Raw genomic sequence first — 13,266 nt, 5'->3', positions numbered from 1 at the left:
CTTGTATCGATGAAGAATCGAAATAGCGGGCGCGTCGTCGCTGTCGCGCCGCTTGTCGTCTCCGGCCTGCTTGTCTCCGGTTGCATGAGTTCGCCGACCTACGGCACCGGCGTGTCGCAGAACGAGCAGCTGACGACCGATCTCAGCAGCATGTTTTCGCTGAAGCCCAAGAAGCAGTTCGCCTCCGACTATACGCCTCGGCCCGAACTGGTGAAGCCGACCAAGGGGACGACCGACCTGCCGGCTCCGCAGGAGAACATCGTCACCGCCGACGCCTCCCAATGGCCCGAGTCGCCCGAGCAGCGCCGCGCGCGCATCCGCGCCGACGCCACCGAGAATCGCGATACTGCCGGGTGGTCGCCCGAGGTCATCAACGACCTGAGCGTCGACAAGTCGTCAAACAAGCCGAAGTTCGGCTCGTCGTCCCGCAGCTCGGAGTCCGGCGTGGCGCCGGCCGGCGGCGGCGAAGACCTCAACAAGAAGGGCGCCCAGTTCAAGCAGGAACTGGCGATGACCAAGCAGGGCAGCCCGACCGTGCGCCGCACGCTGTCGGAGCCGCCGCTCGACTATCGCAAGCCGGCCGAGTCCGCGCCGACCGACGAGCTCGGCGAGGACGAGTTCAAGAAGCAGCGCAGGCTGAAGGCCGAGGCGCGCAAGGCGTCCGGCAGCAAGAGCTGGAAAGACCTCATCCCCTGGCTCTAGGCCGCGCGCGGCTCGACGCCCGCGCCGGCGAAGCCTAGGCCGTCCGCCGGTCGCGGAAGAATCGCCTCAGGATTTCCGCTGCTTCCCTTTCGCCGAGGCCGGGATAGACGTCCGGGCGATGGTGGCAGGCCGGCGCCGCGAAGAAGCGCACGCCGCTGACCACCGCGCCGCCCTTTTCGTCGGTCGCCCCGAAATAGAGCCTGCGGATGCGGGCGAAGGAGATGGCGCCCGCGCACATCGTGCAGGGCTCGAGCGTGACGTAGAGGTCGGCTTCGCCGAGCCGTTCGGCGGACAGCTTGCGGGACGCCTCGCTGATCACCAGCATTTCGGCATGCGCGGTGGCGTCGGAAAGCTCGCGCGTGCGGTTGCCGGAGCGGGCGACGATCTCGCCGCCGACGACCAGCACCGCGCCGATCGGGACTTCGCCGCGGGCGCCGGCGGCTTCAGCCTCGGCGAGCGCCGCCCCCATGAAATCCGCGCGCGAACTCAATTCAATTTCCTCGCAAGCCTGAAACGATCCTGATATCTACGCGCGCAAAGAGGCAAAGGCCACATGGACGACGATCGAAAGAAACCTCCGCGCAGGACCGGCGGCAAGCCGGGCGGCCCGCGCCGACATGGCGACGGCGCGCCGCGCCCCGTCGGCAAGAAGCCCTACGCCAAGCGTGGACCGGAGGCCGGCGGCGAGCCCGGCGAGCGGAAGAAGCGCGACTTCGCGGCCGGCGGGCGCCCGTCGCGGGACGGTTCCGAGCGACCGGCGGGCGGGCCAAAGCCATTCCGCAAGGGGGCGCCACGCGGCGACCGACCCTTTGCCAAGCGCGAGGACGGCGAGGGACGCAAGCCGTTCGTCCGGCGCGCCGACGGCGACCGCAAGCCGTTCGAGCGTCGCGAGGACGGCGAAAGGCCGAAGCGCGATTTCAGGCGCGATGACGGCGCCGGCCGCGACGCAGGCTTCAAGCGTCGCGAACGCCCGGCCGGAGGACCGGCGGGCAAGGGACCACCGCGCGGCGACCGACCCTTTGCCAAGCGCGAGGACGGCGAGGGGCGCAAGCCGTTCGTCCGGCGCGCCGAGGGCGACCGCAAGCCGTTCGAGCGTCGCGAGGACGGCGAAAGGCCGAAGCGCGATTTCAGGCGCGATGACGGTGCGCCGCGCGACGGAGGCTTCAAGCGTCGCGAACGCCCTGCCGGCATGAAAAGCCATGGCGACGGCGCGGCGAAGGCGCCATTCCGGAAACGGGCCGAGGCTGCCGAAACGGAGGCCGGCGAGCGGATCGCCAAGCGCCTCGCGCGGGCCGGCATCGCGTCGCGCCGCGACGCCGAAGAACTGATCGCCTCCGGGCGGGTGAGCGTCAACGGACGCAAGCTGGATTCGCCGGCGTTCAACGTGACGGCCGACGACCGGATCGAGGTCGACGGCACCGCGATCCCCGCAATCGAGCGCACCCGGCTCTTCCTGTTCCACAAGCCGGCCGGCGTGGTCACCACCAACCGGGATCCCGAGGGCCGCAAGACCGTCTTCGACGTGCTGCCCGCCGACCTGCCCCGCCTGATGACCATCGGCCGGCTCGACATCAACACCGAGGGCCTGCTGCTGCTCACCAATGACGGCGGGCTTTCGCGCGTGCTGGAACTGCCGGCGACAGGCTGGCTGCGGCGCTACCGGGTGCGCGTCCACGGCAAGGTCGACGAGAAGGCGCTGGCGGCGCTGAAGGACGGCATCGCCGTCGATGGCGTGTTCTACGGTGCGGTCGAAGCCTCGCTCGATCGCGAGCAGGGCACCAATGCCTGGCTTTCGATCGGCCTGCGCGAGGGCAAGAACCGCGAGGTGAAGAACATCCTGGGCGCGCTCGGGCTCGACGTGTCCAGGCTGATCCGTATCTCCTACGGCCCGTTCCAGCTGGCGGACCTGCCCGAGGGGCACGTGCTCGAGATCAAGGGCCGCATGCTGCGCGACCAGCTCGGCGAGCGCCTGATCGAAGAGGCGGGCGCCAATTTCGAGGCGCCCGTCGTCAGCCAGTTCCCCAACCAGCCGGTCAAGCGCGCGCCGGAAGCGAAGCCCGAGCCGACCGAACGGCCACGGGTGACGCGCGACGGCGAGCGCGGCAGGATCGGCGAGGGCGGCCTGATCAAGAAGCGGCACCGGCGCGAGGGTGCGCGCGACGAGGCGCTCGGCAAGCTTTCGACGCGGCCGGAGCGATCCGACAGGGGGCCGCCGCGTCGCGGCGACCGGCCCGACACGTTCGCGCAGGGCGCAGACCGCAAGCCGATGCGCGGCGGCAAGCCGGAACGGCCCATGGACCCGCCGGGCCAGCGAAAGGCGAATGTCTGGATGGCGCCCGGCGCGCGCCCCATCGGGGCAGGCAGGGCGGCGGCCGAAAAGGCCGAGGTCGAGGCGAAGCGGGCGGCCAGGAAGGCGCACGGCAAGCCGGGCGGGAAGCCTGGAAAGCCGCATGGCGACCGGCAGGAGCGCCCGCGCGGCGACCGGCCGAGCGGAGGCAGGGGCGGACCACGGGGCAGGGATGCGGATCGTCGGCGGTGACTTTCGCGGCCGGCCGCTGGCGGCGCCGCGCACCCAGTCCATCCGCCCGACCAGCGACCGCACGCGCGAGGCCGTCTTCAACGTGCTCGCGCACCGCTTTCCCGAAAAGCTCGATGGTGCGCGCGTGCTCGACCTGTTCGCCGGCACCGGCGCGCTCGGGCTCGAGGCGCTGTCGCGCGGCGCGGCCCACTGCCTGTTCATCGAGGAATCGGCGGAAGGCCGCGGCCTGATCCGCACCAATGTCGAGGCCTTTGGCCTGCAGGGGCGGACCAAGATCTTCCGGCGCGACGCGACCGGACTGGGCGATGCCGGCACGATCCAGCCGTTCGGACTGGTGTTCGCCGACCCGCCCTATGGCAGGGGGCTCGGCGAACTGGCCCTGCGCTCCGCGCTCGCGGGCGGCTGGCTGCTGCCCGGTGCGCTCTGCGTTGTCGAGGAGGCCGCGGCAGCGCCATTCGCCTGCGGCGACGGCTTCACCGAGGTCGACCAGCGCAGCTACGGCGACACCGTGGTCCGCTTCATCATGGCGCCGGGCGCCTAGCCGCCCGGAATTCGGCCGCTTTTGGCCTCCAGATGACCAACAATTAACTTAAGGCGCGCGGGTTGCCCGTGTAGTTTGGCCGCGAGTCATCGGAGCACATGAAGTTGAATACGAACACACGGCGCGTCCTCAGGGGCGTTGTGCTTGCGCTCGTCCTGGCAGCCGGTCCGGCCTTTGCCGACGCCGGCAAGAAGCCGGCGGGCGAGGAAATCTCCCATTTCCTGCTCGGCAACGGCATGGAAGTCGTCGTCATCCCCGACCATCGCGCGCCCATCGTCACGCACATGGTCTGGTACAAGGTGGGCAGCGCCGACGAGCCGCCCGGCAAGTCGGGCATCGCGCATTTCTTCGAACACCTGATGTTCAAGGGAACCGAGAAGCACAAGGCCGGCGAGTTCGGCGCGAAGATCGCCGAGATCGGCGGCAGCGAGAACGCCTTCACCTCAGACGACTTCACCGCCTATTTCCAGACCGTCAGCCCGGATGCGCTGGGCACGATGATGGACTACGAAGCCGACCGGATGCGCAACCTCATCCTGACCGACGCCGTGATCGGGCCGGAACGCGACGTGGTGCTGGAGGAACGCCGGTCGCGCATCGAAACCAGCCCGGATGCGCTGCTGGCCGAGGAGATCGACGCCACGCTCTACCAGAACCATCCCTACCGCATCCCGGTCATCGGCTGGATGCACGAGATGGAGAAGCTGAACCGCGCCGACGCCGTCGCCTTCTACGATCGTTACTATGCGCCGAACAATGCGATCCTCGTCGTCGCCGGCGACGTCGATGCGAACACGGTGCGGACCCTGGCCGAGGCGACCTACGGCAAGGTTGCACGCGGGCCGGACCTGCCGCCGCGCCTGCGCCCGCAGGAGCCCGAGCAGAACACCGCCCGCACGGTGACGCTGAGCGATCCGCGCGTCACGACGCCGAGTTTCTCGAAGTCCTGGCTGGCGCCGTCCTACAATACGGCCGAACCGGGCGAGGGCGAGGCGCTGGACCTGCTTTCGGAGATCCTTGGCGGCGGGGTGCGCAGCCGCATCTACCAGGCGCTGGTGGTGAAGGCCGGCATCGCCTCGACGGCCGGCGCCTACTACGACGGCACCAAGCTCGATACCGGCTCCTTCGTCGTCTACGGCGCGCCGCGCGGCGACGCCAAGCTCGAAGAGGTGCAGGCGGCGATCGACGCGGAGATTGCGGCGGTGGTGAAGGACGGCGTGACCGAGGAGGAACTTGAGGCGGCCAAGAACCGCTTCCTGCGCTCGATGATCTTCGCCCAGGACAGCCAGTCGTCGATGGCCAACATCTACGGCACCGCGCTGGCGACCGGCGGCACCGTGGACGACATCCTGGGATGGCCGGACAGGATCAGGAAGGTCACGTCAGCCGACCTCGTCAAGGCCGCCGCCAAGTATCTGCGCTCGAGCGGATCCGTGACCGGCTACCTGCTGCCGGCAGAACCGGTTCAGAACTGAGATGAGCGTCATGACAGATTGCCTTGGGAAGACTCGCGTTTTCGCCGCAGCCCTCTTCCTCGCCGCCGCCACTTTCCTGGCGTCGCCGGTCGGGGCGGAGGTCGCGATCCAGCCCGTCACCAGCAGCAAGGGCATCACCGCCTGGCTGGTCGAGGACTATTCGGTGCCCATCGTGACGATCCGTTTCTCCTTCCAGGGCGGTCACACCCAGGACCCGCCCGGCAAGGAGGGCCTGTCGGAACTGATGAGCGGCCTGTTCGACGAGGGGGCAGGCGACCTCGATTCGGACGCGTTCCAGACGCAACTCGACGAGGGCGGCGCGGAAATGCGCTTCGGGGCCGATCGCGACACGGTGTACGGCTGGATGCGGACGCTGGCCGACACGAAGGACGAGGCGTTCGACCTGCTCAGGCTCGCCGTCGAGCAGCCGCGCTTCGACGCCGCGCCGATCGACCGCATCCGGGCGCAGATCGTGGCGGGCATCGTCGCCTCCGAGCGCGATCCCGATACGGCGGCGCAGCGGAGATGGCAGGTTGCGCTCTACGGCGACCACCCCTATGCGCGGCCGGAAGTGGGAACGGAGGCCTCGCTGGCGGCCATCACCGCCGACGACTTGCGCGCCTACCACAAGGCGGTGTTCGCCCGTGACACGCTGAAGGTCGCCGTGGTCGGGGCGATCGACGCGGAGACGCTGAAGCGCAAGCTTGACGACCTGTTCGGAAACCTGCCGGAGACGTCGAACCTGCGTCCTGTCGAGACGGTCGCCCCCAAGCTCAGCCAGGAGGTGCGGTTCGACTACGATCTGCCGCAGACCTCGCTGCAGCTTGCCTATCCGGGCGTGCCGCGCTCCGACCCGGAGTTCTTCGCGGCGCACCTGATGAACCACATTCTCGGTGGCGGCACCTTCACCTCGCGGCTGTTCGACGAGGTGCGCGAGAAGCGCGGCCTCGCCTACAGCGTGACCTCCTACCTTGTCACCAACAAATACTCCTCGGGTCTCGTCGTCTCCACGGCGACCCGCTCCGACCGGGCAGGCGAGACGCTCGACGTCATCCGCGACGTGGTTCACAAGATGGCCGAGGACGGTCCGACGGAGGCCGAACTCGCGGCCGCCAAGAAGTATGTCATCGGCGCCTATGCCATGAACAACCTCGATACTTCCGGCGCCATCGCGACGACATTGCTGCAGTTGCAGGAGGAAAACCTGGGCATCGACTACATGCAGAAGCGGGTGGCGCAGATCGATGCGGTGACGATCGAGCAGGTCAGGGCGGCGGCGCGCAGGCTGCTGAACGCCGAACCGGCCGTGCTGGTGGTCGGTCCGCCAGCCACGCCGGAACCGAAGGGATGAGCGCCACGGTGGTCGACGGACAGGCGGGGCCGACCGTAGCCGTCGCCTTCGGCGGCGGCGGCGCGCGGGGGCTCGCGCATATCCACGTCATCGAGGCGCTCGACGAACTGGGCGTCCGCCCGGTGGCGATCGCCGGCACGTCGATCGGCGCGATCATGGGCGCGGGCATGGCCGCCGGCATGACCGGCAGGCAGATCGGCGACTATGCCCGGTCGATCCTGTCGCGCCGGGCCGAGTTCATCGGCCGCATGTGGAGCGCAAGGCCGACGTCGTTCACCGAAATGGTCGGCGGGCTGAAAGTGTCGCAGTTCAGCATCGAGCGCATCCTGCACGCCTTCCTGCCGCACCAGATCCCGCACGGCTTCGAGGACCTCGCCATTCCCCTGCAGGTGACGGCGACTGACTATTACGGGCACCATGTGAAGGTGTTTTCGGAGGGCGAACTGCGCCCGGCCCTGGCGGCGTCGGCGGCGATCCCGGCCGTGTTCTCCCCGGTCATCCGCGACGGGCGCACCTATATCGACGGCGGCATCTACAATCCGGTGCCGTTCGACCTGCTCAAGGGGCTCGCCGACATCGTCATGGCCATCGATGTCGTCGGCGCGCCCGAGGAGGTGGAGGGACGCAAGCCGACATCGATCGACCTGATGTTCGGCTCCACGCAGATCCTCATGCAGTCGATCATCGCCCACAAGGTCGAGCAGTGCGCCCCCGACATCCTGCTGCGCCCGCCGGTATCCAAGTACCGGGCGCTCGACTTCCTGAAGATCGATGCGCTGATGTCGGAGACCGCCTCGATCAAGGACGAGGTGAAGCGCGCGGTGGAGGCGGCGATGGCGTCCCGGGCCCGAGCCCGGGCCTGACCCAACCGGCCCCGCGCCATTGCAGAAGCGGCGCAGCGACAATAGATGGGAGGACGGAAGTTCCCCGATGCCGACCCCCATGAACGATCAGGACTGACGATGACCGATGCACCCGACGCCGCGCGACTGACCGACCGTGTCGCGGCCCTCGTCGAGGCCGCCCGGAAGGCCGGCGCGGACGCCGCCGACGCCGTCGCCGTGCGCGGGCGCTCGACCAGCGTGTCTGTTCGCCTCGGCAAGGTGGAATCGACCAACGCCGCCGAAGGCGACGACATGTCGCTTCGGGTGTTCGTCGGCAAGCGCGTCGCCAGCATCTCGGCGACGGCGTCTTCGGACCCGGCTGCGCTGGCCGAACGGGCGGTCGCCATGGCAAGGGTGTCGCCCGAAGATCCGTTCCAGGGGCTCGCCGACGCCGAACTCCTCGTAAAGACGGTTCGCGACCTGGATCTCTACGATTCGACCGAGGTTACGGCCGATCAGCTGCGCGAGGCGGCGCTGGCCGCCGAAGAGGCCGCGCTTGCAGTGCCCGGCGTCACCAATTCGGGTGGCAGCGGCGCCAGCGCGGGGCTCGCCGGCCTGGTGCTCGCGACCTCGCAGGGGTTTGTCGGCCACTATGTCGGTTCGCGCTTCGGGCGCTCGGCGAGCGTCATCGCCGGAGAGGGCACCGGCATGGAACGCGACTACGAATACTCGTCGCGCCTGCATTTCGTGGACCTCGAGGCAGCCGAGGACATTGGGCGGAAGGCCGGCGAGCGGACGGTGCGCCGGCTGAACGCGCGCAAGGCAAGGACCGGGACGGTCGACGTCGTCTTCGATCCGCGCGTGGCGCGCGGCGTCGCCGGCCATCTCGCAGGCGCGATCAACGGCGCCGCAGTCGCCAGAAAGACCAGCTTCCTGCGCGACCGGATGGGCCAGCAGGTGGCCTCGGCGGCGATAACGGTGATCGACGAACCGATGAAACTGCGCGGCCAGGCGTCACGACCGTTCGACGGCGAGGGCGTCGGCGGCGAGAAGCTGGTGATGGTCGAAAAGGGCGTCCTTAACCATTGGTTCCTGTCGACCTCGACCGCCAGGGAACTCGGCCTGGCGACCAACGGGCGCGGGGCGCGCGGCGGGTCGTCGGTGTCGCCGTCGTCGACCAATCTCACGATCGAGCCCGGCGAAAGGGACCCCGACGAGATCATCAGGTCGATGAAGTCGGGCTTCTACGTGACGGAAGTGTTCGGGCAGGGCGTGGACATGGTCACCGGCGACTACAGCCGCGGGGCCTCCGGCTTCTGGATCGAGAACGGGCAACTGACCCATCCCGTATCGGAGGTGACGATCGCCTCGAACCTGAAGGACATGTTCCTGCGCATGACGCCGGCGAGCGATCTCGACCGCAACTTCGCCACGGCGAGCCCGACGCTCTTCATCGAAGGCATGACACTTGCCGGCAGTTGAGCCCCTCGAAGACGCCGACCTGGCCGGCGAACTGGCGCTCCTGGTCGAAGCGGCCCGCGAAGCCGGGCGCATCGCGATGCGCTACTTCCGGCGCGATCCCGAGGTCTGGCTGAAGGGCGGCACCTCGCCGGTGAGCGAGGCAGACTATGCCGCGGACAGCTACCTGCGCGAAACCCTGCTCGCCGCGCGCGCCGGATACGGCTGGCTCTCCGAGGAAACCGCCGACGACGCCGCGCGGCTCGGCATGCGCCGCACCTTCATCGTCGATCCGATCGACGGAACACGCGGCTTCCTCGACGGCCGCAGCGAATGGTGCGTGTCGGCCGCCGTGGTCGAGGGCGGGCGCTCGATCGCCGCGGTCCTGGAATGCCCGGCGAGGGGGGAGACCTATTCGGCGACGCTCGGCGGCGGCGCCTTCAAGAACGGCGCGCGCCTTGCCGTGGGGGAAACCCGCGCCAGCCCGCTGGTCGGCGGTCCTGTCACCATGGTCGGCGCCTTGCCGAAGCCGATGCGCGCAAGCGTCAGGCGCAGCCCCTACATTCCGTCGCTGGCCTACAGGATCGGCCTTGTGGCCGACGGGACGCTCGACGCGACCTTCATCAAGCCGAACTCGCGCGACTGGGACCTTGCGGCCGCCGACCTGATCCTGCACGAGGCGGGCGGCCGGATTCTCGACGTGCAGGGGATGGCGCCGACCTACGGCGCATGGGATACACTGCACGGCGCCATGGTCTGCGGAAGCGGCGCGCTTCTGGAGGCGATGGCGAAAACCATCCGCGCCGGCGACTGAGCGGCCCCCGGCCTGCTGCGCGGCCCGGCGTTTCCGGCCGAAGCGGCGTTCATCCGGCGGCCCGCCGGCTGACGTTGCGGGAGGCGGGGTTGGCGGAACGTAACGTCCAGAATTCGATTCCGATTCCCCCGGCGATGCGTTAGACAGGCGACGAAACCGAAGACAAGGTTGCGAAAAATGTCCGGCAAAGACGGCGAACAGCAGCTTCTCCATCTGGTATTCGGCGGCGAGCTCAAGAAGCTCGGCGGCAACGAGTTCCGGGATCTCGACGCGCTCGACATCGTGGGCATCTACCCGAACTACAAGACGGCGCACGCCGCATGGAAGGCAAAGGCACAGGCCAGCGTGGACAACGCCCACATGCGCTACTACGTCGTCCACCTGCACCGGCTGCTCGAGCCGGAGCTGAAGGGTTCCGGATCGGAATAAGCATGGACGAGCAGACCGCAACGCAGCCGGCCGTCCGGCGTGCGGCCAAGGATAAGAACGTGTCACGGCCAAAGGCCCTCTGGGTGCGCATCCGCGAACCGCTTGCGCAGTCGCGCGTCGCCAAGGCGGTCGTGACCTCGCTGTTTGCACAGGCGCTTCGCTTCATCAGGCTGACCAACCCGGTGGTCGCCGGGTCGGCGAGGCTCGCCGGAGCCTATGAGGCCGACGAGCCCGGCATCATCGCGCTCTGGCACGGCCAGCACCTGCTCGCGCCGGTGTTCTATCCGAGCAAGCGCCGGCTGGTCGCCATGGTGTCGCGGAGCGCGGACGCCGAACTGAATGCCATGGTCGTCGAGAAGTTCGGCATCGAGGCGGTGCGCGGCTCCGGCGGACGCCACGACAGCCGCCATCTCGACAAGGGCGGCGCCAAGGCCCTGATTGCCCTGAAAAAGTCGCTCGATGCGGGCAAGAACGTCGCCATGATAGCGGACATACCGCACGGCAAGCCGCGCGACGCCGGCATGGGGATCATTCTTCTGGCTCGTCTTTCGGGTCGTCCGATCATCCCCGCGGCGATCGCGACGAGCCGCCGCAAGGTGCTCGAGCAGAGCTGGGACAAGACGACCATCAGCCTGCCCTTCGGGCGCAGCGCAGTGGCGGTCGGCGACCTGGTCCATGTGCCCAAGAACGCCGATGAGGCGGAAATGGAGCGCATCCGCCAACATCTAACCGACACCCTCAATGCCGCCACCGAGAAGGCCTACGCGCTCGCCGACGGTGTGCGATGAGCGAGCGTTGGGCGCGAACCGTGCTGGCGGCGTATCGGTTCGCGGGTGCTGCGGCCTTCCCGCTGGTCGGCCCCTACGTGGCATGGCGCGCCACCAAGGGGAAGGAAGACCCCACCCGGCGCTATGAGCGATCCGGCTATGCCGGCAAGCCACGTCCGGAAGGCCCGCTGATCTGGGCGCATGCGGCCAGCGTGGGCGAGACCATCGCCATCGTGCCGCTGATCGAGAGCATCCTCGGCTACGGCGTCAACGTCGTGCTGACGACGGGGACGGTGACCTCGGCGCAGGTCGCCGAGGAACGCCTCGGCGACAGCATCATCCACCAGTTCGTGCCGCTCGACCTCAAGCCGGCGATCGGCCGCTTTCTCAACCACTGGCAGCCCGATCTCGCCATCATCGCCGAATCCGAGATCTGGCCGATGACGATCATGGAACTCGGGTACCGCAGGATTCCGCAGGTCCTGGTGAATGGCCGCCTGTCCGAGCGGTCCTTCCAGTCCTGGAAGAAGCGGGCAAACATCGCCGAGGCGCTGTTCGAGAACCTGTCGCATGTCGTGGCGCAATCCGAGGTCGACGCCGAGCGGTTCGAGGCGCTCGGCGCGCGGCCGGTGACGGTGTCGGGCAATCTCAAGGTCGACACCAACCCGCCGCCCGTGGACGGGCGCGCGCTGCACGCGATTTCGCGCCAGCTCAGCCTGCGTCCCACCTGGGCCGCGGTCTCGACGCATGAGGGCGAGGAACGCATGGCGGCGGAAATCCACCTGATGTTGCGCTCGCGCCATCCGGGCCTGCTCACCATCATCGTGCCGCGCCACCCCGAACGGGCCGCGGCGCTCGCCGATGAGTTCGCGGCGATGGGGCTGCGCTCCGTGACGCGCAGCTCAGGAGACCGCATCCGCTCGGACACCGACATCCTGCTCGGCGACACGATCGGCGAAATGGGGCTCTACCTCAGGCTGACCGAGATCGCCTTCGTCGGCCGCTCGCTGACCGCCGAGGGCGGGCAGAACCCGCTGGAGCCGGCGATGCTGGAGACGGCGGTCCTCGCCGGCCGCAACGTCCAGAATTTTCGCGAGGCCTACCAGCGGCTGATCGACGGCGGCGCGGCAAAGCTGGTCGCCAACCGCGACATGCTGGCCGGCGCCGTGAACTTCCTGCTCCTCAACGACGCCACGCGCCGCAAGATGATGGCGGCCGGCGCGGCGACGGTCGAGGACATGCGCGGCGCGCTGGGAAAGACGCTGAAGGCGCTGGAGCCGTTCATCCATCCGCTGGTCGTGAAGGCACGGCTGAAGGGCGTGCGCTGATGGCGAGCGAGGCGCCTCCGTTCTGGTGGGAAAAGCCCGACTGGCGCGCCTACGGGCTCTACCCGCTCTCGGCGGTGTACGGGTTCGTCGCCAGGCGACGCTTGATCGATGCGCGGCGCGAGAAGCTCGACGTTCCGGTGATCTGCGTCGGCAACTTCACGGTCGGCGGCACCGGCAAGACGCCGGTCGCCATCGCGCTCGCCAGGCAGGCGAAGAAGATGCACCTGACGCCGGGGTTCCTGTCGCGCGGCTATGGCGGCAGCATTCACGAGCCGCATGTGGTCGACGGCAAGCGCGACAGCGCCCGGCAGGTCGGCGACGAGCCGCTGCTGCTGTCGGACCACGCGCTGACGGCGACGACGCCGAACCGGGTGGCCGGCGCCAGGCTGCTGATGCAGATGGGCTGCGACCTGCTGATCATGGACGACGGCTTCCAGAGCGCGCAGATCCACATGGACTATGCGCTGGTGGTGGTCGACGGACGCTATGGCGTCGGCAACGGCCATGTTCTGCCGGCCGGACCGCTGCGTGCGCCGCTGATCGACCAGGTGCGCTATGCGACCGGCATCGTGCGGATGGGCGAGGACAAGGCGGGCGAGGCGGTCGTCAGGCAGGCGGCGCGGGCGGGCCGGCCGATCTTCGAGGCGTGGCAGCGCCCGGTCGGCGTGGAAAAGATCGCCGGACGGCGGTTTCTTGCCTTCGCCGGCATCGGCCACCCGGACAAGTTCTTCGACACGGTGGCGCAGGCCGGCGGCGAAGTGGTGATGGCGCGCCCCTTCGCGGACCATCATTTCTATTCGAACGACGAGCTGAGGGAACTCGTCCAGACGGCCGCCGCGGCCGACCTGGAACTTGTCACAACGGCCAAGGACGTGGCCAGGCTGCGCAACAGCATCACGCCGGCCGGACTGCTCGGCAAGCTGAATGTCCTGGAGATCGACGCGGTGTTCGAGAACGCCAACGCGACGAGGCGCATCATCGAGGAAGCGCAGGACGCCTGGCGCGAGCGCCGGCTCGACACCTAGCTACGTCCGGCGG

General features: G+C 68.9%; 13 protein-coding genes. 12 read left to right on the top strand and 1 reads right to left on the bottom strand.

The genetic code is table 11. The features are described from left to right. Nucleotides 1-9: 9 nt before the first annotated feature. A complete protein-coding gene (locus tag ABUE31_RS11515; protein ID WP_367723746.1) occupies nucleotides 10-702 on the top strand; it encodes a hypothetical protein in 693 nt (230 codons plus the stop codon). Between the two features lie 34 nt (nucleotides 703-736). Here the strand turns inward: ABUE31_RS11515 and ABUE31_RS11510 are convergent, their stop codons facing one another. Next, the gene (locus tag ABUE31_RS11510; protein ID WP_367724156.1) at nucleotides 737-1,171 is read right to left on the bottom strand and encodes a nucleoside deaminase; all 435 of its coding nucleotides are present in this window, start codon (nucleotides 1,169-1,171) and stop codon (nucleotides 737-739) included. A gap of 84 nt (nucleotides 1,172-1,255) precedes the next feature. On the opposite strand from ABUE31_RS11510, the gene ABUE31_RS11505 reads away from it, so the two are divergent. The 11 genes from ABUE31_RS11505 (at nucleotide 1,256) to lpxK (ending at nucleotide 13,253) form a co-directional block, all read left to right on the top strand. Further along, entirely contained in the window at nucleotides 1,256-3,241 is a 1,986-nt protein-coding gene (locus ABUE31_RS11505) for a pseudouridine synthase (RefSeq protein WP_367723745.1), read from the top strand. Then, nucleotides 3,222-3,782, top strand: coding sequence for a 16S rRNA (guanine(966)-N(2))-methyltransferase RsmD (rsmD, locus tag ABUE31_RS11500; RefSeq protein WP_367723744.1), 561 nt, complete (start codon nucleotides 3,222-3,224; stop codon nucleotides 3,780-3,782). Before ABUE31_RS11505 ends, rsmD begins: the two co-directional genes overlap by 20 nt. Before the next feature lie 104 nt (nucleotides 3,783-3,886). Next, nucleotides 3,887-5,257, top strand: coding sequence for a M16 family metallopeptidase (locus ABUE31_RS11495; RefSeq protein ID WP_437344111.1), 1,371 nt, complete (start codon nucleotides 3,887-3,889; stop codon nucleotides 5,255-5,257). Between the two features lie 10 nt (nucleotides 5,258-5,267). Next, nucleotides 5,268-6,608: a M16 family metallopeptidase gene (locus ABUE31_RS11490; protein WP_367723743.1), complete on the top strand. Its 1,341-nt coding sequence runs from the start codon at nucleotides 5,268-5,270 to the stop codon at nucleotides 6,606-6,608. After that, a complete protein-coding gene (locus tag ABUE31_RS11485) occupies nucleotides 6,605-7,471 on the top strand; it encodes a patatin-like phospholipase family protein (protein WP_367723742.1) in 867 nt (288 codons plus the stop codon). Before ABUE31_RS11490 ends, ABUE31_RS11485 begins: the two co-directional genes overlap by 4 nt. Before the next feature lie 99 nt (nucleotides 7,472-7,570). After that, a complete protein-coding gene (locus ABUE31_RS11480; RefSeq protein WP_367723741.1) occupies nucleotides 7,571-8,914 on the top strand; it encodes a TldD/PmbA family protein in 1,344 nt (447 codons plus the stop codon). After that, the gene (locus tag ABUE31_RS11475; RefSeq protein ID WP_367723740.1) at nucleotides 8,901-9,704 is read left to right on the top strand and encodes a 3'(2'),5'-bisphosphate nucleotidase CysQ; all 804 of its coding nucleotides are present in this window, start codon (nucleotides 8,901-8,903) and stop codon (nucleotides 9,702-9,704) included. The genes ABUE31_RS11480 and ABUE31_RS11475 overlap by 14 nt, the downstream gene beginning before the upstream one ends. Before the next feature lie 177 nt (nucleotides 9,705-9,881). Then, nucleotides 9,882-10,133 (top strand): DUF4170 domain-containing protein, encoded by a 252-nt coding sequence (locus ABUE31_RS11470; RefSeq protein ID WP_367723739.1) that lies wholly within the window; start codon nucleotides 9,882-9,884, stop codon nucleotides 10,131-10,133. 2 nt (nucleotides 10,134-10,135) lie between these two features. Then, nucleotides 10,136-10,921 (top strand): lysophospholipid acyltransferase family protein, encoded by a 786-nt coding sequence (locus tag ABUE31_RS11465; protein ID WP_367723738.1) that lies wholly within the window; start codon nucleotides 10,136-10,138, stop codon nucleotides 10,919-10,921. Then, nucleotides 10,918-12,228: a lipid IV(A) 3-deoxy-D-manno-octulosonic acid transferase gene (gene waaA / locus ABUE31_RS11460; RefSeq protein WP_367723737.1), complete on the top strand. Its 1,311-nt coding sequence runs from the start codon at nucleotides 10,918-10,920 to the stop codon at nucleotides 12,226-12,228. Before ABUE31_RS11465 ends, waaA begins: the two co-directional genes overlap by 4 nt. Continuing rightward, nucleotides 12,228-13,253 carry a tetraacyldisaccharide 4'-kinase gene (lpxK, locus tag ABUE31_RS11455; protein WP_367723736.1) on the top strand — a complete coding sequence of 342 codons (1,026 nt, stop codon included), beginning with the start codon at nucleotides 12,228-12,230 and terminating at the stop codon, nucleotides 13,251-13,253. Before waaA ends, lpxK begins: the two co-directional genes overlap by 1 nt. The last annotated feature ends 13 nt before the right edge of the window (nucleotides 13,254-13,266 follow it).

It is taken from the genome of Mesorhizobium marinum (genome assembly GCF_040813675.1).
Taxonomy (GTDB): domain Bacteria; phylum Pseudomonadota; class Alphaproteobacteria; order Rhizobiales; family Rhizobiaceae; genus Mesorhizobium_K; species Mesorhizobium_K marinum.
This window is presented reverse-complemented; position numbering and strand designations above follow the sequence as displayed.